This is a genomic window from Mangrovicoccus ximenensis (genome assembly GCF_003056725.1).
GTDB classification, from domain to species: Bacteria; Pseudomonadota; Alphaproteobacteria; order Rhodobacterales; family Rhodobacteraceae; genus Mangrovicoccus; species Mangrovicoccus ximenensis.
This window is the reverse complement of sequence record NZ_QBKZ01000024.1, coordinates 303,202-323,612: the sequence shown is the minus strand read 5'-3', so window position 1 is coordinate 323,612 and position 20,411 is coordinate 303,202. Positions and strand designations below refer to the sequence as shown.

Genomic DNA, 20,411 nt, shown 5'->3' with positions numbered 1-20,411 from the left:
GCATCCGGGCATTGGCTGCCCGACGCCCGGACGGGGCGGATTGCCATGGCCGCCCCGCCGGTGCCGGTCCGGAACAACGCTCCGGACCGGCACCCGCTCACAGCCCGAAATCGAACTCCGTGCCCGGCGCATCGAACGCGCCGCCCTGCACGATGATGGTGCCGCTGCTCGAGAAGCCGAGCTCTTCGGCGATCGTCGTCGTGCCGGCGCCTGACCTGACCAGAGTGCCGGCATTGTCGAAGCCGCTCGGCTCGCCGGCCGGAGCGTCGGCGCCGCGCGTCACGTCGCTCAGCGCGCCGGCGAAGATCAGCGTTCCGGTGTCGGTGACGAAGACCGTGCCTGCCTGCGGCTCGGTCTCCAGGAAGGCGAACTCGTCGACGGAGCCGCCGAGCACGGTTTCGGCCTGTTCGAAGATGCCGGTGCCGCGGATCTCGACCGCTTGGGAAATCTGGATCTGCTGCGGGTAGTTGTACTGGTCCGGCACCGCCTCGATCCCGAAGCGCCCGGTCGCGCCGCTGCCGACAATCAGCGTTCCGGTGCCCGCGAGAGCGCCGCTCTCGAGTTGGAACCATTCGGACACGGTCAGATCGCCGCCGCCGATCAGGGCGGCGCCGCCCGTCATCCGCAGCGAGGCCAGCGTCACGTCCGCGCCGACCTCCAGGATGCTGCTGTCGATCAGCACATCGCCAAGCCCGTTTGCGGCCATGTCGGCTGTCAGCGCGACGGTCTGGCTGGCGCCGCCGGCGAAGCCGCCCGACAGGGCGAAGGCGCCGCTGCCCTGGTCGAAGCTGCCGGCCTGCTCGCCGTAGAGCACGAGACCGCTGGTGCCGCCGCTGGTCTTGGCCAGGCTGCCCTGGTTGTTCACGCCGACCGCGACGGCGGTATCGGCCGTGCCGGTTCCGTAATAGAATTCGTACTCGCCGTAGTCGAGATAGCTGCGGAAATCCGCGCGCGAGCCGTCCATGGCCAGCGATCCGCCTTCGAGGATGTCGACCGAGCCCGGCAGGAGCATGTATTCACCCGCTTCGCTGTCGTATTCGATGCCGCCGAGTTCGACTTGCACCGCCCCCATCGCGACGCTGCCGGCGATGTCCATGTTCCCCCGCAAATAGAGATAATCCGATGCGGTCGGGTTTTCCGGGTCGAAGGGCGCGCCCCAGGTGGCTGTCGCGGTGCCGGCGATGGTGAAGGCCGCCGCGCCGGTACGGATGCCGCCGCCGCTCCAGTCGAAGCTGCCGGTGACGGTCAGACCCTCTTCGGCGACAAGCTCGCCGCCGGTGACGGTCAGCGTGTCGAGGGTGAGCGCCTCGGACATCACGACGCTGCCGGATTCGATGACGATTTCCGAGAATCCTGCGTCGATCAGCGCCTGGGTCAGCGTGAGCTCGCCCTCGCGCAGGGTCAGCACGCCGTCCTCGAAGACGAAGCTGCCGCTGTTCGAGGCCAGCGACACCGGCGTCGCGCCGCCGCCGGTCTTGACGATCTGCCCGGCATTGGCAATCCCGCTCTCGTCCAGCTCATGGCCGCTATAGGTGCGGATGATCCGGCTGCGGTCGCCGCCGATGGTCAGGCTGCCGGTCTCGGCGATGGCAAGAATGCCGCTGTCGAACGGATAGTCCCCGAGGTCCGGATCATAGGCCAGCCGCTGGCCGAGCGAGAGATAGAGGTTGCCGAAGTCGGCCGCGCCCCCGACCTCCAGCGCCCTGGCAAGCGTGCCGCTGCCGGTGGCGGAAGTCTGCTCCCAGTCATGGCCGAACTGCACGTCGGCCGTGGCGGCGAGGAGGGTTGTGCCGCTGCCCGACATGCTGCCGTTCAGCCATTCGAACGACCCGGCGACGGTGACCTCTCCGCTGCCTGCAAGGCCCCCGCCATGCAGCTCGAGCGTGCCGAGGGTCACGTCCTCGTCGATCGTCAGCGTTCCGGAGACCACCCGGACCGCGTCGATCCCGGCATCGACCATCGCCTGGGTCAGAGTCATGTCCTGGCTCAGGATCAGCGTGCCGCCGTTCAGCTCGACCGTGCCGATCCCGCCGCCCGGGGCGAAGGGCAGGCGGATGTTGCCCTCGGAAGAAATCGTGCCGGCCGAGGACACCCCGTGGTCGCCGCCCTCCTGGAGCGGGAAGCCCAGATAGACAGCCCCGTTCGCCGGCAGCTCCAGCCGCCCGGCGGCGCCGATGTCGAGATGCCCGCCGAGCTGGACGTATTCACCGAGGTCGTTGTCGAATTCCTGGCGGCCGATATAGGTGTTGTCCCCGAGCCGCAGCGTGCCTTCCACGGCCAGGTCGCGGCCAATGGAGCCGTAATAGCCGTTTGCTATGGTGCCGGTCGCGGCGGCCGCGATCACCAGATCGCCGCCTTTCAGCGTGGCATTGCCCACGGCCAGCGTCGAGGTCACCGTCAGGTCGCCGTCGCCGAGGAGCTGGCCGCCGGTCATCTCCAGCCCGGCCAGCGTGACATCCCCGTCCAGGACCAGCTCGCCGCCGCTGACGCGGATCTGGCCGAGCCCGGCATCGACGATCTCCTGGCTCAGCTCGAAGCGGCCGCCGGTGAGTTCCAGCACCCCGTCGACGATGTCGATGCCGGCCCCGTCGCCGAAGCTCAGGTTGTGGACCCGGCTGCTGCCGCCGCCGGTCTTCACCAGCGAGCCCGCCACCGAGACGCCGTTCTCGAACCCGGTCTCGTTGGTCGAGTTCAGGATGTCGGAATCCTCGCCCTGCAGGGTCAGCGACCCGGAGGCGGCAATCTCGATCCGCCCGCCATTCTGGACATACTGGCCGAGCTCCGCGTCATAGGTGTTGGTTCCGAGCCGGACATTGCTCCGCTCGACCGCCAGATCGCCATTCACTGTCAGCGTGACGCCGAGATAGCTGTTGACCGTATAGCTCTGGGTCGACACCAGCGATGCCGCCGCCCCGTCCGCAATGGCGATTTCGCCGCCGCCGCGGATCGTGGCATTGCTCAGCGCGAAGCTGTCCGTCACGGTGACGGTGTCCGAAATTTCCGCGGCGCCGCCCAGGACCGACAGTTCGGGGATTTCCAGATCGCCGGACAGGATCAGAGTGCCGCCGGTGACGGTGAGGCCGGTCAGCCCCGAGAGATCGGCCCCCGGGCCGATGGCCATCGTGCCGGCGCTCAGGATCACCTCGCCCGACAGGGCAAATCCCGGCGCATCGAACGCCATGCTGCCGCTCTGGAACCGCAGCGTGCCGTCGCCGGACTGCGCCACCGTGCCGGTGCCCGAGACCGGCAGGCCGCTGAGCAGCGACTCGCCGCCGCCGGTCTTCGACAGGCTGCCGTCGACGATGATCTGCGACAGGCTGCCATCGGAGCCGTCGCGGTAGCGGTTGATGTCCGCCCGCCAGCCGTCGAGCACGTAGCTGCCGCCCGCGGCGATTTCCAGAACGCCCTCGGCGTCCTCCCCGGCGGTCAGCGAGCCGAGCCTTAGCACCGCCTGCGATTGCAGCGCCGTGCCTTCGATCACCAGCCGGCCGCCGAGATGGAGGTTGCCGTGATTGGCCGGCGCCTCGACATCGTAGGCCGCGCCGATCACCGCTTCGGCGCCGGAGCGGACGACGATCTCGTTGTTGCCGCGGATGTCGCCGCCTTCCCAGTCGAAGCGGCCGGTGACCGTGATCCGGCCCGTGCCCTCGATGCGGCCGTTGGTCATCGAGAGGTTGTCCAGCGTGATGTCCTCGTCCACCTGCAGCACGCCGCCGGTGACGCTGATCTCCGAGACGCCGTCGGCCTCGGCCAGCACTCTCGTGACGCCGTTGCCGACCGCATCGGCATAGACCGGGGTGCCGGGCGGCGGCGCGAAGCTGCCGAAATCGCCGATCGGCGTGGCCAGCATCCCCTCCGAGGCCTCGATCGTGCCGCCCCCCGAGACGAGGATCCCGGGATCTATGTCGGCAATGCCCCCGCCGGTCTTGCGGATGGTGCCGTCATTGATCACGCGGTTCTCCTCGCCCGCCGAGCTGCGGTAGTCGCGCAGCCGGGCGCGGGCGCCGTCGAATTCCAGCACGCCGCCCGCCGCGACGGTCACGTCGATGCCGATATCGGGCGCATCGTCGATGCCGAGCCGCAGCTCGGCCTGTTCGATCACCGCGGTTCCCTCGATGGCCAGGTTTCGCGCCACCGCCATCACCGCCGATCCCGGATCCGAGGTTCCGGTCCAGGGGCTGCCGAAGAGCGCCTCCGCCCCGGCGCCGACGATCAGCGTTCCCGCGCCGGCGAGCGTGCCGCCGGTCTGCACCAGACTTTCCGTCACGGTCAGGTCGGCCCCGCCGGTGACCGTGCCGCCGGCGATCTCGAGATTGGCGATGGCGGCATCGGCCTGCACGTCGAGCGTGCCGCCGTTCAGGCGCAGGTTGGCCACGGTGACCGGACCGTCGATGACGAAGGTTGCGCCGGAACCGATTTCGAGGAAGCCGTCCTCGGTCAGGAAGACGCCGCTGCCTTCGATCTGGACCCCGCCCGAGACCGAGCTGGCGCCGCCCCCGGATTTGACGACGAGCCCGTCATTGACCAGCGCATTGCCCGAGGAGGCTGCGCCGCCGGTCGAGCGGTAGATGTCGAGATCCGAGGCCTCGCCGACCAGCCGCAACGTGCCCGAAGCATCGACCAGCACCCGCCCAGGCGTGTTGACGTTCTGTCCCAGCCCGGCGTCGTTGTAATAGTCGCCCAGCCGCAGCCGCAGCCCCTCGAAGCTCGCCTCGCCGCCGATCACCAGATCCTGCCGCAGGTAGAGCGTCGCGGTGCCGTCCGGCCCGGCGCCGATCTCGGCTTCGGCGCCGTCGGCGATGATCACCTGGCCGGTGCCGCCGAAGGTGCCCGCGCGCCAGTCGAGGCGGGTGTCCACCGTCAGGTCGCCCGGACCGGCCAAAGTCCCGCCGCGGAAATCGAGACGGGCAAGCGTCACGTCCTCCGCCGCCGAGACCGTGCCGCCGAGCACCGCCGCGAGGTCCAGGAGGCCGGCATCGGTGTCGCCGTCGAGGATCAGCACGCCGCCATTCACCGCCAGCCGGCCTTCGGCGGCATCCACGGTTCCCTCGTTGCGGGCAAAGGCGACATTGGTCGTCTGGCTGCCGAGGCTCGAGGTGATCCCGCCGAGATTGACCAGGCCGACCGCCTCGCCTGCGCCGAAGAAGCCGCTGTTGTAGATCCGGATCTCGCCCGCGGTATTGCGGAAATCCAGCGTGCCGGTTTCGGCGACGGTCAGGAAGCCGGGCAGGTCCACATAGCCCGGGATCGTGCCGTCATAGTAGCGGTAGCCGAGATAGAGGTTGGCGTTTCCGAAGGCCGCACCGCCGGCCAGCGTCATCTCGCGGCCGAGATAGAGCGTCCGGGTGCTGCTGCTCTCCTCGATCGGAAATCCGAATTGCGCGGCGCCGCCCTCGGCGAGGGTGATCCCGCCGCTGCCGGTCAGCGCCCCGCCGGTCCAGTCGAAGCGCCCGCCGACCGTGACGTCTCCGGCGCCGTCGAGCCGGCCGCCCGAGACCTCGAGCCCGCCGAGGACCAGGTCGCCTTCGGCCCGCACGGTCGCGCCGCTGATCACCAGATCGGACAGTCCGCCGTCGATCGCGGCCTGCGAGATCGTCGAGACGCCGTTTTGCAGAACGAACCGGCCGTTGCCCGCGTCGAAGCTGCCGGTGAAATCCTGCAGCATCAGTCCGGAGGTCCCGGTTCCGGACTTGACGATCGCGCCGCTGCCGGTCAGCCCCGAGAGCGCGTTGCCCGAGGTGTTGTCGTAGAGAGAGCTGTCGCGGCCGAATTCGACGGTGCCCCCGGCGCCGACATCGATCAGGCCCGGCACGTGGTCCGTGCCGTCATTGCGGCCGAGATAGAGGCGGGCATTGTTCTCGAAGACGAGCGTGCCGCCGACCGAGAGCGTGGTGCCGAGATAGGCATTGGCGAAGGGATAGGCGCTGCCGATCCGGGCGGTCGCGTCTTCGGCGATGGAGAGGCCGCCGTCCAGGGTGACGCTGCCGCCGTTCCAGTCCAGCTCGGCGATCTCCGCCGCTCCGGCGCCGGCGAGCGTGCCGCCGGTGATCGACAGCGCGGCCAGGGTCACCTCCTCGTCGATGGTGACCGTGCCGCCGGAGATCTGCAGCCGGTCGAAGCCCGCATCGACCAGGTCCTGGGTCAGCAGGAAGGCGCCGTCGGTGATTTCCAGGATGCCGTCCCGGAAGTCGAAGCTGCCGGTCTGCGTCCCGAAGAACGCCGCGCCCGAGGCCCCGCCGCCGGTCTTGACGATCCCGCCCTCGTTCAGCAGGCCGGAGGCCGTGTTCTGGGCCGGATAGTTGACGTTCATGTCGGCGAACGGGCTGGAGAAGGTATAGGTGCCGCCCGGCGCGATGCGCAGCGCCCCGTCGGCATAGTCGAACTGGGCGGTTTCGGAATTGTACGTCCGGGTGCCCAGGCGGAGATCGGCATTGGCATGGTCGACCTCGCCCTCGACGATGATGTCGCGGCCGAGGGTCGGATAGCCGATGCTGCGGTATTCGTCCGGGTCGTAGGGATGGCCGAGGGTCAGCAGCGCGCCCTCCGGCACCACCACGTCGCCCGCGCCCGAGAAGGTGCCGCCGGTGACCGCCGCCGTGCCCGTCAGGGTCAGCGTGCCCGGCCCGCCGACCGTGCCGCTGGCCATCTGGAAATTCCCGAGCGTCACGTCGTCCTCGAGGATCAGCGTGCCGCCCTCGAGCTTCAGCCCGGCGAAGAGATCCAGATCGTCCTCCGAGGACAGCCGCAGCGTGGCGTTGGCCGGGATCGCGATGAAGCCGTCCTCGATCACCACCTCGCCGAGCGACTGGGCAAAGGGCACCACGGTCGAGGTGCCGCCGCCGGTCTTGCGCAGCGTGCCGAGGTTCTCGATGCCCGCATCGCTGCCGGAGACGCCGAGGAGGATGTCAGAGTTGAAATTGGCCAGCTCCAGCTCGGCGCCGGCCGCGATGGTGAACCTGCCGCCGACATTGACGTTCTGTCCGAGATCGGCGTCGTAATCCTGGGTGCCGAGATAGAGGCGGTTCGACCCGACCACGCCCGAGCCCGCAAGCAGCAGGTCGCGGTAGAGATAGGAACTGGCCGGAGAGGGCGGTGCAACCTCCGGGTCGAAATCCCGGCCGAATTCGGCAACCGCGCCGTTTTCCACCGTCAGCAGGCCGCCGCGCTCGAAGGTGCCCGCGGTCCAGTCGAGTTTCTCGGTGACGTTGACCGTGCCCGCCCCGCCGAAAATGCCGCCCTGCATCTCCAGCGTGCCGATCTCGGCGGCGGTGCCGATCTCGACCCGCGAATTGAAGCTGCCGCTCAGGATCAGTTCGTCGAGGATCGCGTCGAATTCCGTCGCCAGCGTGGTGTTGAAGCCGATGGTGATCGGCGCCTCGGCGACCAGCGATTTCAGCGCGACGGTGCCGAGATTCTGCAGCGCGACGCCGCCGGTGAGATTGCCGACGAAGACGTCATCCTCGGCCTCCGGCACCCGGCCCGCGCTCCAGTTCTCTGCCGTGCCCCAGAGCCCGTCGCCGGCTGCGCCGGTCCATTCGTTCGAGAAGCTGCCGAGCTCGAAGCCGAGCTCGATATCGGTCTCCGAATAGGCATTGCCCGCCAGGTCGGTGATCCCGCCCCCGGGCAGGGTCATCACATGGGCGCCCTCTTCCAGCTCGGGATAGACCAGCCGCACCACGCGGTCGCCGGACAGGAGCAGCGCGATGTCGGGATCGACCAGTCCGGATGGCCCGGTCAGCCGGAAGGCGGCGGCCGGGTCGGTCTCCGGGTCGAGCGGCTCGTCGAAGGTGAAGGTGAAGGACCGCTTCGAGCGGCCGTAGAGCGCGCCTTCCTCCAGCGTCGAATCGATCAGCATCGGCGGGATCGTGTCCGGCACGATCTCGGCCTCGATCAGCTGGCTGAGCCCGATATTGCCGCCCGTGTCTGTGGCACGCACCTGCAGGGTCACGTCGCGCGCGTCCTCGCCCTCGGCCAGGAGCGGAATCCGCGCGCTCAGGTCGAACGGATAGGAGATGTCGACGGAGATCGGATCGCCGTTGACCAGCAGCGAGACCGATTTCAGCCCGGCATCGTCGGTGATCGTGGCATCGAGCGAGAGCAGGGTGCCTTCGAGGATCTGCACGCCGGGCGTGTCCGGGTCGACATCGAGGCCGGATGCGGCCAGAGCGACCTCGGGCGGCACGCCGGAGGTGTCGAAGGGCTGGAAGTTGACGATGTGCAGCTTGCCGTCCGTCGTGCCGACATAGCCGACGCCGGCGGCGATCGCCACGTCCGTCGGCCTGGTGTCGATCTGGTAGCGGGTGATCAGCGCGCCGGTATCGGCACTGTCGGCGGTGTTCACCACGTCGATGGCATCGGTGCCGAAGACGCCGCCGGGATCGCCGACCAGCAGGCCGCGGCCCGCGCCGTTCAGCGCAATGGCGGTCCCTGCCAGCGAAGTGTCGTCGGCGCCGCTGATCAGCGCGGGCGCATCCGGGTCGGAGACGTCATAGGTCTGGTAGCCGCCCTGGAAGCCGTTCCCGGCCGGGATGTAGACGATGCCCTCGGCGGCAAACATCTTGCGGTCGCCCGAGGACAGCGCGGTCGACACGCTGCCGCGGGAAACCAGCTCGTCGCCGAACAGCTCGATCACGCTCAGGCTGCCGCGGTTGTCGAGCGCATAGGCGAAGGCGCCGTCCTGCGCGAGGCTGCGGACCGAGGAGACGCTCGGGCCGAGATTGACGCTGTCGAGCTCCTCGCCGGTCGCCAGATCGAAGAGCCGCAGCGTGCCTGCGACGGCGGCAAGCGCGCGGCCGTCGCGGGCGGTGACCTGGCTCACGCCGGTGGCCACGGTGCCGAGATTGGCGGGGGCGGCAGGATCCGCGAGATTCCAGGCCGAAAGCGTGCCGTCGGTGCCGAGCACCAGGAGCTGCTCCAGCGCCGGATCGAAGGCGCCGCCCTTGACGTCCGCGATGGCGGTGACCGAAGACAGAACCGGCTCGCGCGGGTCGGTGACGTCGATCACCGACAGCCCGGTTGCCGTCAGCACCAAGAGCGGATCGCTGGCCGTGCCCCCGGCATCGAAGCCGCGGGTCGCGAACATTGCCTTGATCTCGCCGTCGAGCTCCAGCGTGCGCACGACGCCGAGATTGGTGGCGAAGGGATCGAGCGCGGCCACCCCGGCGGCGAGGGCGTCGAAATCCGAAATCCCGTCGCCGTTCGAATCCGCGTTGATGTCCGAGGTGCCGATGGCATGTTCGATATCCGCGGCCAGCCCGTCGAAATCGGCGTCGACCGCGGCGGAGGCCTTGAACACCAGCCCCGAGGTCAGGTCGGTGCCCTGGCCCGAGGGCGAGGTGGTGCCGTAATTGACCGCCACGAGGCCGCTTTCGGGATCGAAGACCGTGATCTTGTAGTCCTCCTCCGCCGGAAGGAAGACCATGAGATCGCCGTCCTCGTCGGAGACCGTGCGCAGCGTGTCGCCGGCGATGTCGATCGCGACATAGTCATTGCCCCAGTCGAAATAGAGCAGGTCCTCGTAGGAGGTGGCCGCCGCCGCGACCTCGGTGACCGGGGAGGCGGCATCGTTCGAGGAAATGGCGATCGCGCCGCGCGACAGCCCGGGCGCGACCCCGGTGAAGGACACGCCGAAGCTGAAGGTCTCGCCGGTGGACAGGGTGATCGGATCGGCGGCAAGATCGGCGGGCAGGCCGGTGAGGGCAAAGGACGCTGCAGAGGGATCGAGCGTGATCGCGTCGATGACCAGATCCTCGACGCCCCGGTTTGCGATGGTGAACATCTCCGCCGCCGTTTCGGCCGTGCCGCGGTCGACGCCCCCGATGTTGGAATTCTGCGTGGTGACCAAGATCGACGGCCCTGCGGTGACGGCGCTTCCGGCGACGGCGATGTCGGCGAGTCCGTTCCCGGCATTCGATGCGAAGCTGACCGTCGTGTCCTGCGCCCCGGGCCCGGCGGGATCGAAAACGATGTCGAGAACCAGCGTCTCGCCCAGTCCCAGTTCGAGCGGCCCGTCCAGCCCCTCGACGGAAACGGCGGAAGAGGCCGACCAGACGCCGTCGAGCTCCAGCGGTTCCGAGCCGATGGAGATGATCTGGATCGACCGGACGGCCTGTTCGCCGCCGGGACCGTCGGCCAGGACGGTGCCGAACTCCACGTCTCCTCCCAGAAGCAGCCCCGTGGCAAGGTCGAAGACGGCGACGGCAACGCCCTCGATGGGCGCGCCCTCGCCCTGCGGGTCGTTGTATCCCTCGATGGCATCGGCAAGCTCGACCGAGATCGCCTTCTCGTGGACGAAGGCATGGTTGCCGCCGCATCCGCAGAGGAACTCCGCGCCGGTTTCCACGGCATCGGCGACGATGCTCGCGGCGGTCTCGAGGACCAGATCGAAGGCGCCGAGCGCGTAATGCGCGACGTAATAGGACAGCGCGGCCTGGGCCTCTGCCACCGTGTAGCCGATGTTCGAAGCGAGCTTGAGCGCGCCGTCGGTGATGCTGGTCACGCTCAGGTTGGCGTTGAAATCGAGCCCCTGCTGCATGAAGTCGGTGCTGCCGGCGACGCCGCCGACATTGACCACCTTGGTGCCGCTGGAATTGCCTGTGTGCCTCAGCCCCAGCGTGTGGCCCAGCTCGTGCGCGGCGGTCTTGGCCAGCGTGTTCTCCAGCGCGGTGGCGGTCGCCACGGCACGGTATTCGAGCGGCGTGTTGATGTAGCTTTCGACGGTGCCGGTGAAGCTCTGGTTGATCGCCTTGTCGAGGCGGAAGTTCTGCTCCGCCTTGGACCAGTCGGCGCGGTCGTCCACCACCGACTTGATGTCCGCCGCCTTGTCGATGCCGCCGCCCGGGGCGCTGTCGCCGAGAAGACCGCCCGAGGAGGTGGTCAGGAATTTCAGCGTCATCAGGTTGGAGTCGCCTGCAGCCCCGGGCGCCAGCCCGGCATTGTAGGGCGTGAAGAATGCCTCGGTCTTGGTCTTGATGGCCGCCGCGATGTCGGCGCGCTCGGTATTGGCCGCCGGCGGCATGGCATTGTCGGAATTGTCGAACAGCTGCTTCTCGGCCGCCGTGGTGTTCGCCGTGGTGTTGGCGTCGGTGCCGTTGGCTATGGCCGCGAGCGTGGTGACGATCGACGCCGTGTCGACGAGGAATTTCTGCACCTCCGCCCCCTTGCCCTTGAGGGCGATCGCGCCGGGGACGTCGTTGCCGCCGTCATACTTGAAGTTCAGCTGCGTGCTCTGCGATCCGGTCGCGCCGGGATCGAAGGTGATCTTGGAATTGCTGGCCTGGAAATGGGTCGTGTCGGCCACCTCGACGGTCAGCCCGTCGGTCCCCTTCACCTCCAGCGGCACCTCCCGCGCAACGCCGTCGACCACCGCGTCATTGAATTCCGTCTGTGCATCGGTGTGGTTGTCGTCGGTGGCATCGACATAGCGGGTGACGAAGATCTCCTCCTTGGTGACGGTCTGGTTGCCATCGGCATCCTGCACCCGTTCGGTGATGGTGATCTTCGAGCCGTAGAGCTGGTTCTTCTCGACGTTCTTCAGCCCGCCCGCGCCGAACATCTCCTCGAAGGTCTTCATCGAGAAGGCAAAGCCGCGCTCGGCATTGGTGCCGGCGCGCAGGGTGAATTCCGTGTCCGTCAGGCCCAGGTTTCCCGATTTCTTGGCGAAATCCGCCAGCGGGCCGTCGATCTCGATCTTGACGTTGATCCAGGGCTGCTCCTTGTCCTCGAGATCCTCGGCGGCCTCGGGGCAGTCCTCGTCGCCCCCGGGCGAGGGCGGGGTTTCCTCGAGCGGATCGGGCGCGGTCCATTCGCGCTTGAAGCGGATGCCGCCTTCGCCGTCATGGCTGTAGAGTGCCATCACCTCGGTCTCGTCCGCCTCCTCCGGATCGGGGACCTCCGGATCCTTCTCGTCCGGGCCGAGCGGATCGCCGCCGTTGCAGCCGTTGCCGCCCGGCGGCGTCAGCCCGTGCCAGCCGGGCTTGGTGATGCCGGTACCGGGGTCCGAAGTCACGGTCTTGCCGTCCGCCGACACGGTCGCGGTGCCCTCGATCACCAGCCGCCCGGTGGTGTGGTCGAAGGACAGGATGTTGAGCTTGGTCCCCGGCGCTGCGTCGAACACGTTCGGCAGCGTCAGCTCGGCGGGCGTGGTGAAGACCGCCGAGTCCGGCGACTGGATCGTCAGGTCGAAGGTGTGCTGCATGACCCCTTCGGGCAGCATGTCGAGCACCAGTTCGGGCGGCACGGTCGAGATGCCGACTTGCGCGCCCTCGACCGGATTGCCGCTGGCATCCACCGCGCTGCCGGGCTGCACCACCAGCCGGATCGCCTCGCGCTGTTCGGTCGTCAGATCCTGCGCCGCCTTGGCCGGGACGCCGATTTCGGTCGCCTCGGTCTCCGAAAGCTCCTTGAGGATGTCGGTCTGCACCCGCGGCAGGTAGACCTCGCCGCGCCCGGCAACCGCCTCGCGCTCCTCCACCGTGCCCATGCCGGCCATCAGCGTGTTGGCCTGGCCCGCGATGATGGTCACGTCCATCACCATCTCGGGCCAGAACACGCCCTCGGGCGCGTTGGTCGCGGTGCGGCCCTCGACGGCGACCTTGACGTTGCCCGAGGGCAGGTTGGTCAGCTCGAAATAGCCGTTCTCGTCGGTGATCGCCTTGATGTGCTCGAGCCCGAGGACGAAGACCTCGGCGCCGGCGATCGGGCTGAGGAACACGTCGTCCCCGGTGAAGTCCGTCCCGTCCGGCCCGACCGAGTAATCGTCCACCGTCAGGGGCTTCAGGTCGTCGCCGGGATCGACCACATAGCCCGAAAGCGTGGTGCCCGGCACCGCGGTGGTCGACACGGTGGTGAAGTCCGACACCAGGTCGCCGCCTTCGGTGCCGTCGCCATCGCCGTCGAGCGCGGTGCCGTCGAGCGCCTTGACCCCGTCCGTCACGGCCAGCTTGATCTTGGTCGCGCCCGGCATCGCGCCCTCGGGGAAGACCCAGGCCTTCAGCCCGTCGGCCGAAACCTTGACCGCAGAGGGCAGCCTCTGGCCCGCTGCGCCGGTCAGGAACACCGTGTCCGCGGTCACCGTGTCCGGATCGACTGCGCGCGAGAAATGGATCTCGGGACGGAAGGTGGCGCCGACCTCGGTTGCGCCGGAGGCCGGGGAGACGTCGGTGACGACGAAGGGCACCGGTTCGTCGAGGATCAGCGCGAAGTCCTCGCGGATCGAATTGCCCGCGGCGTCGGCGGCGATCACGCTGACGACATGTTCGCCCTCGCCCACTGCCGAGAGATTCAGCGCCCGGTCGAAGGCGCCGGTCGACTTGTTGAAGGTCAGCGAATAGGTCCGGCCGCCGTCGATCTGGTAGGCCAGCGCGATGACCGGCGCGCCGGTGCCGTCGATGGTGCCCGCCAGCCGCGCCGCGGTGCCCCTGAGCGCGCCGTCTTCCAGGCTGGTCAGCTCCAGCTCGGGATCGGCGGTGTCGACGGTGACGGTGGAGGTCACGGTCTTCGACAGGTTGCCCGCGGCATCTTCCGCCCGGAAGGCCAGCGTATAGGTGCCGTCCGCCGTGGCCTCGCCGAGCGCGGCTGAGAACCCGCCCTTGGCGTCGAAGGCCAGCTCCCGCACCTCCGCGGGCGTGTCCGGGTTGCCGTCGTCGATCGTGACCCGCAGCTTCGCGACCCCGGACAGCGTGTCGAGGGCGGCGCCGTTCACGGCGAAGGGCAGCCCGGAGGCGTAGCCGAAGGCGACGTCGAGGATGACCACCGGCGCCGCGGTGTCGGTCACGCTGTCGAACGCGTTGAGCGCCCATTGCGCGACCTCGGCCCCCTGCGCCAGGCCGGCCGTGTTCGAAAACGCGTAATGCACCCCGGCCCAGAGCCGCGAATTTGCATTCTCTTCCGCCGCCTCCCAGAAGCTGCCGAAGCTCCGCTCGACCCCGGCGAGGCCGAGGCTTTCGGTGGTGAAGCCGGTTTCGCCGCCGAACAGCGCGGTCAGCGCGCCGGCGGCGGCGCCGGAGGACACCGAATGGCCCGAGACATATTCCGGATGCGCCGGCGCCAACATGAAGGGCTGCCACGCCTTGTCCGCCGCGGTGGCCGGGTTGCCGTCGGTCTCCGCCATCCGGATCGCGTCCTGCGGCCGCCACAGGCCATAGGCGTATTTCGAGTCCCAGGCGGCGATCATCGCGTCGGCCATCGACACGTTCAGGATGGCCAGCGCCCGCGCCGACTCCGAGGACGAAGCGCCGCCGGCCTTCATCAGGTCCGTGGCGATCGAGTTCCAGTGCCCCGGCGTGGTCTCGGTCCCGCGGCCGTCCTTCCAGAAACGTGCCGCCTCGGACATGTCCGCCGTGCGCGTCGTCGAGGTCGCCGAACCCAGCGATTTCACCTCGTTGACCGCATCGGCATAGGCCTGGCTGTTCAGCGCGGGCGGCGCGCCCACGCGGAACTGGTCCGCTCCGGTCAGTGCCCAGGGGGTCATGGTCGCCCATTGCGGATCGACCGCGACCTCGTAGAGCGGTCCGGTCTCGCGCCATTTTCCGGGATCGGCGCTGCCGGGATAGGTCTCGAAATCGTCCCAGCCGTCGGCGCTGCGGATCCGGATCATCTGGTCGGCGACGGCCTGTCCCAGCGCGATGCCGGCATCTTCTGCCGCACCGTCGGGCACATCCGCCAGCGCCTCGGCCAGATAGGCGTCGAGCGCGTCGCGGAAGGCCGGATAGGCATAGCTCAGGACCGCGTGCGAAGCCTGGGCGATGGCCGCGGCCAGGCTGGCCCCGTCTGCGGCGGTCTCGTCCACCATGAAGGCCTGCGTGCCGTCGATGGCCGCGATCACGTCATGCACCGCGACCGACTGCATCGCGAGGACGCGCGACGCGCCGGTGCCGATATCGGCATTGCCGGCAATGGCTTCGAGCGCAATGTCGTTCCAGACCAGCACCGGCTGGCCCTCGACCGCGGCGATGCCAGTGATCTCGAGCAGGGTCTGGCTGCTGTTGCCGGCCGCGTCGGTGGTGGTGACCACGATGTCGTTGGTGCCCAAGGCCACGGCCACGCCGTTCAGCGCGAAGCTGCCATTCGCCGCGACGACGCTGGAGATGCCGCCGGCCTCGACCGTGGCCCCGGGCTCGCCCTGGCCGGTCAGCTTCACCGAGCGGAGCGACGTGATGGCGTCGCCCGCGGTGCCGGTATCCGAGGACACGGCCAGCGCGGCCTGCACCGCCTGGATCGCGGTATCGACCTGCATGGCGAAGCCGGTCTCGGCGCGCTGCCCGTCGCCGCCGGTCGCGCGCAGCGTGACGGCATGGAGGCCATCGCCGATCGCCCGTCCGAGCGCTTGCTCCAGCGCCGCCCGTCCGAGCGAGAAGGTTCCGTCCCCAGCGAGCGCCGCCGTGATGTCGGCGAAGGCACTGCCCTCGCCGAAGCGCAGCTCCAGCTTCGCGATACCGGCATCGTCCGAGACCTGCCCGGCAATGGCCGGATCCGAGGTGATGCCGTCCGACGCGCTGCGCCCGGTGTCATTGGCCAGCCCGGAGGAGAGGAAGACCGGGGCATCGCCGCCGTCGCCGATCAGCGCCTCGAGCTCCTCCGCGCCGAGGCGTTCCTCCCCGGCCGTGCCCGCGCCGAAGACCAGCACCGGCATGTCGCCGAGGCCGCCGCCCTCCAGCACGGCGCCGGCAAAGCGCAGCGACCCGCCGCCCGCGAACCCGGCGCTCGCCGCCTTCGAGGCCCGCGCGCTCGTCGTGCTGAAGCAGCCCCGCGCGGCGCTCGCCCGGCTCGCCCCCTTCCTCGGCAGCCATCCGGATCATGACGGCATCTGCACCAGCCATGCCATCGCCACCGCCTTCGACGGAGACCACGCCGCCGCCGCGGACATGCTGGAGCCCTTGTGCCAGCGCGGCGCACTCGATGCAGAGGCGCTGAACGTGCTGGGCAGTTCGCTGGCCTTTCTCGGGCGGCTTGACGAGGCCCGGCAGGTCCTGCTCGGCGCCGCCCGATCCGGCAGGCTCGCCATGTCCGGGCTCTACAACCTGTCCCGCCAGACGGACCTGTCGGCCGAAGCCGAGATCATCAGCCAGATCGAAGAGGTGTTCGACACCCCCGCTGCACCGCGCACCGACCGGGAAATGGCCGCCTATGCGCTGGCGAAGAACCGCGAGGACCAGGGCGACACCGCGACGGCCTTCCGCTATCTGGCAATGGCCAACGCCCTGAAACCGGACGAAGATATCCGCCGCTACATGGACAGCGTCCGCGCGGTTGCCGGGCGCGCCCCTGCGGTGGCCGCCCGGATATCCGCACCGCCGCCGCAGGGCCGGACGCCCCGCCCGGTCTTCATCACCGGCCTGCCGCGCTCCGGCACGACGCTGGCCGAACAGATCCTGCTGCGCCACAGCCGCACCGCCACGATCGGCGAAAGCACGCGGCTGGCCGAGGCCTACAACACGCTCTGCGCCGGCGACGGCCCGATCGATCCGCAAGCCTTCCGGGACGCCTATCTCGGCAATCTGCCGCCGGAGGCCGCCGATTCCGAGGTGCTGCTCGACAAGATGCCCTCGAACGCGTTTCTCTGCGGCCTCGCGCTCAAGGCCATGCCCGAAGCCCGGGTCCTGCATTGCCGCCGCCATCCGATGGCCTGCGCCTTCTCGGCCTTCCGCATCCGCTTTGCCGAGGGGCATGACCACGCGCACCGTTTTGCCACTCTCGCCGAATTCCACCGGCTCACGGAAACGGCAATGGCCCGCTGGGCCAAGGACTTCCCCGGCCGGATCCTGCCCGTTCTCTACGAACCGCTGACCGAAGCCCCCGCGGCCTGGATTGCCCGGATGGCCCGGTTCTGCGGCCTGGAGATGGAGGAGGGTCTGGCCGACTACCGCGGCAGCACCGGGACCGTTCAAACGGCAAGCCTGCGCCAGGTGCGGCAAGGCATCTACCGCGGCAGTTCCGGGAAATGGAAAGCCTATGCCCCGCATCTGATGCCTCTGATGGCCGAGCTGATCGAAGAGATCGCGCATTACGAGGTCGAGATCGAACAATGCATCGCGCGGCAGGCGGCGGGCGCAAACCTGGCCGAACCCGGACCGAACCACGGCGGATGGAGCGGATCAGGCAGCGGCCCTGCCCCTGGCGCGGAGGCGGCAGCCTTCGAATTGAGCGGGGCTCAGGCAGCCCGGAGCTGAATGCAGGACGCAGCTGCAGGCTTCGATCAAGCCGGGACTCTGACCGGGAGTCCGCGCAGGTTCCATGCTCCGACAGGCAGGCCTCCTCCCCCGTCAGCACCTTCGCGCAGCACCCGGCCTTTGCGATCCGCGCCTTCCGCCCCCGGAGGCAGTCCGACCCGCCGCGCGAACCGGCTTGACGTCATGCGGACAGCCGCGGCGGCGCAACGCCTCAAAGACACCGTGTCCGGCAAAACTGCCGCGATGCAGGTCCGACGCATGCCGGGAGGCTGTCCGACCGGAAGACGCGGCCGGGCAAGAGGCACCGCACGCTTGCTTCCCCAAGCGGCTTCGCTGCAGGACAATGGTCGAGACCGGGGCCGAAACCCCGCCACCATGGACCGGAAGGAGCGGACACGCTGGCGCCACCGGTCCAAGCCTCGCGGGAGCGCGTCGTTGGCAGATGACGCAGCCCGCCGTCCATCGGGCTCGGGCCGATGACGCCATGATAAGTGCCCTGAAGCTGGTCCGGGCCATGGACCCCGGGCCCTTGGCGATGAACGGAAAATGGCCGTCCCCTTTCGGGACATTGCTACGCAATGTCCTATCGGGCAGCGGACAGCTGCGGCGCGGCCTCGCGGTGCGCCAGGAATGAAGAGGATCGGGAAACCGTCCGGGGGACGGTTTCGCCGACGAATGCCATCTCCTTGCGCGACATGTCCATGGTCAGCAGCCGACCGCGGTTCCTGGCCCGAACACGACGCGCTGAAGCGGCGCGGGTCGCTGCTCGTCCGGCTGGACAAGGACATGACATGGCTCGCGCCGAAGGCAGGCAAGGCCGGGCACCCGCCGGTCTTCCCTGAACGAAGAGGAGCCGCAGACAGTCCGGGGGAGTTCGGTTCGATCCGCGCCAGCGGCAAATCCTCCGGCGGGGGTCGCTCCGGTCCTCCTCAGGAGGCAAACTGTCCCCGCGGACAGTTTGAGGAGGGAACGGGCGGAGCCCCTGAGGGCCGGACGGGCGGAGCCCTGCCCGGCAGATGCCATCCAAGTCTGCCTGATGGTCACGGTCGCGGTCGGCTTGCCGATCCGGCAGATCGAGCCATGGGAACGCCACGGGTCCGAGTGACCATGGCGAGGTGGATTGTTCTCCAGCATCCTCGAAATGGCGGGCGAGGACTGGCCGGGGGCTGAGTTCTCCTCACTCAGCCACCGTCAAAGGGCATTGTTGCAGAAGTCGGCTTCAGGACGCGATGCCCCTTCCCCTATATGAGGTCAGGCCACGCGCCCGATCTCGGCGGTGCCGAGGGCGTTGAAGCGGTTGATCAGGGCAACTCGGATATGGATTTCGGCGGTCTGGCGGTCGGGGTCCCTTGAAGCGATCCGCTCGCCGAAGGATTTCGGGTTCGGCTTGGCCGCATAGTGAATATCGGCCCAGTCCGCGATCCCGGGGGCAAGCTCAGTCCGCGGCGGCCCATTCGCCGCGGAGTTCGGTCAGGCGGGCTCGCCCACCGTCATCGGCCCGGCGCGCAGCCGGTCGAGGCGGGCCTGTCCGACTTGATCAGTGCTCAGGGTGTGGGAGGCGATGGCCCGCCCGATCTCCACCGCCGCCGCGCCGACGGGGCCCTTGGGCGACGCCTCCGGGACGGCCTCAGGCCACGCCGGTGGAGCCGAAGCCTCCGGCGCCGCGCTCGGTCTCAGAAACGGCGTCAACCTCGACGATTTCCGGGCGGCGCACATCCGCAATCACGGCCTGTGCGATCCGGTCGCCATGCGTGACGGTGAAGGTTTCGCTGCCAGCGTTGAGGAGCGCGACGGCGACCGGGCCACGATAGTCGAAATCCACGGTGCCGGGGCTGTTGGGCACCAGGATCGAATGGCGCGTCGCCAGCCCCGAGCGTGGCCGGATCTGCATCTCGGTGCCCAGCGGCAATTCGACGATGAAGCCCGCAGGGATCAGCGCGACCTTGCCGGGGGCGATCTCGACCGGCCCCTCGGGCAGACAGGCCCGCAGATCCATTCCCGCAGCCCCGGGAGTCGCATAGGCCGGCAGCGGCAGGTCGTTGCCCGCGAGGCGCAGGAATTTCAGCGTGTTCATGTCTTTCCCTTTCCGTTACGTGGTTTGGAGCCGACGAGTGAGTCGTCGCCACGCATTGTCTCGATAGCGCGTTTCCGCGCCGAGATCTCCGCCTCCCGCCCGGATGTTTTCGGGAGACTGTCGCGGCCCTTCTGCCCGGGCAGGCTGAACCGGGGGGTGCCACGGGGCGGGGGCCAGCGCTTTCGGAAGAGGCCTTGGCTGCGGGTTGTCTTGTTTCACAAAGACGGTCTGGGATTCACATCGTTAATCCAATGTAGTCGCGGGCTGGCCAGAGTAGACCGGCGAAACCGGCCTGCAAGACCGCCAACTGGCGTAGCTAGCGAGCCGCTGCGCGCCAGCGGTCCGGGCGCAACGGCGAGCGAGGTTCTGAAGCAGCGCGGATCGCTGACCGTCTGGTCCGATCCTTCGACGCAATGCGAGGCCATCCCATCGGGACGCCGCGGCCGCCAGCAGGCCTATGGCGGATGAGGAGGATCAGGAAACCGTCCGGGGGAGTCCGGGCCGGTCCGCGCCAGCGGCGGATGCTGCTCGATGCGGTTGGGCTGGGCTTCTTCGCGGTGGCGGGCTGCCACAAGGCGCTGACCCATGGGCTGCCGCTGCTGTCGGCGATCCTGCTCGGCGTAATGACCGGCGTCGGCGGGGGCGTGCTGCGCGACATGATGGCGGCCGAAATCCCCCGCGTGCTGCGCGAGGACATCTATGCCGCCGCCGCGCTGGCCGGGGCGGCGGTCTATGNCGGCCGCCTTCCATTTCGCCTGGCCGCTCTTGCCCTCGGCGATCGCCGNCGATCCTGGTGACCTTCGCGCTGCGCGTCGGGGCCGAGCATTTCGGCTGGAAGCTGCCGCGCGCCCCCTGGTCCTGAACCGGGCGGCGCAGCTTCTCGAGCCGCCTGCCGAGGAAGAACGCCGCGATCCCCGCCGAACAGGCCACCAGCAACAGGCGCGGGTCCTTCAGCGAATCCGGCGGCACGTCGCCGAGGAGCACGTCGCGCATCGTCCCCCCCGCCACGCCGACCGAAGCCGAGAGCACGAGGATGCCGAACAGGTCCAGCTTCTTGCGGATCGCCACCGTCGCGCCGCTGAGGCCGAAGGCGAAGGTTCCCAGGATGTCGAGCACGTCGACCAGCGTCATGGCGGCTCCCCCGGGGCCTGTGCGGATGGGCATGTCAT

General features: G+C 69.1%; 4 protein-coding genes and 3 pseudogenes. 3 read left to right on the top strand and 4 right to left on the bottom strand.

What is annotated here, in order from left to right; translation table 11 throughout:
• Positions 1 to 97 precede the first annotated feature (97 nt).
• Entirely contained in the window at positions 98 to 15,658 is a 15,561-nt protein-coding gene (locus C7T91_RS27370) for an Ig-like domain-containing protein (RefSeq protein ID WP_145963049.1), read from the bottom strand.
• Between C7T91_RS27370 and C7T91_RS27360 the strand changes: the two genes are divergently transcribed.
• A complete protein-coding gene (locus tag C7T91_RS27360) occupies positions 15,630 to 17,168 on the top strand; it encodes a tetratricopeptide repeat-containing sulfotransferase family protein (protein ID WP_108263020.1) in 1,539 nt (512 codons plus the stop codon). The two genes, C7T91_RS27370 and C7T91_RS27360, sit on opposite strands and share 29 nt — an antisense overlap.
• 1,251 nt (positions 17,169 to 18,419) lie before the next feature.
• On the opposite strand, the pseudogene C7T91_RS27350 reads toward C7T91_RS27360, so the two are convergent.
• Positions 18,420 to 18,545: pseudogene (locus C7T91_RS27350) on the bottom strand (IS5/IS1182 family transposase); the annotation flags it as partial.
• Between the two features lie 250 nt (positions 18,546 to 18,795).
• Positions 18,796 to 19,242: a dUTP diphosphatase gene (gene dut, locus C7T91_RS27345; protein WP_108263016.1), complete on the bottom strand. Its 447-nt coding sequence runs from the start codon at positions 19,240 to 19,242 to the stop codon at positions 18,796 to 18,798.
• A 357-nt stretch (positions 19,243 to 19,599) separates the two neighbouring features.
• Between dut and C7T91_RS37175 the strand changes: the two are divergent.
• Both C7T91_RS37175 and C7T91_RS27335 read left to right on the top strand, forming a co-directional pair.
• Positions 19,600 to 19,701, top strand: a pseudogene (locus C7T91_RS37175) (IS5/IS1182 family transposase); the annotation flags it as partial.
• A complete protein-coding gene (locus C7T91_RS27335) occupies positions 19,656 to 20,039 on the top strand; it encodes a TRIC cation channel family protein (RefSeq protein ID WP_108263012.1) in 384 nt (127 codons plus the stop codon). The pseudogene C7T91_RS37175 and the gene C7T91_RS27335, both read left to right, overlap by 46 nt.
• Positions 20,040 to 20,148: 109 nt before the next feature.
• Here C7T91_RS27335 and C7T91_RS40095 read toward each other — a convergent pair.
• Positions 20,149 to 20,373 (bottom strand): annotated as a pseudogene (locus C7T91_RS40095) (trimeric intracellular cation channel family protein); the annotation flags it as partial.
• Between the last annotated feature and the right edge of the window lie 38 nt (positions 20,374 to 20,411).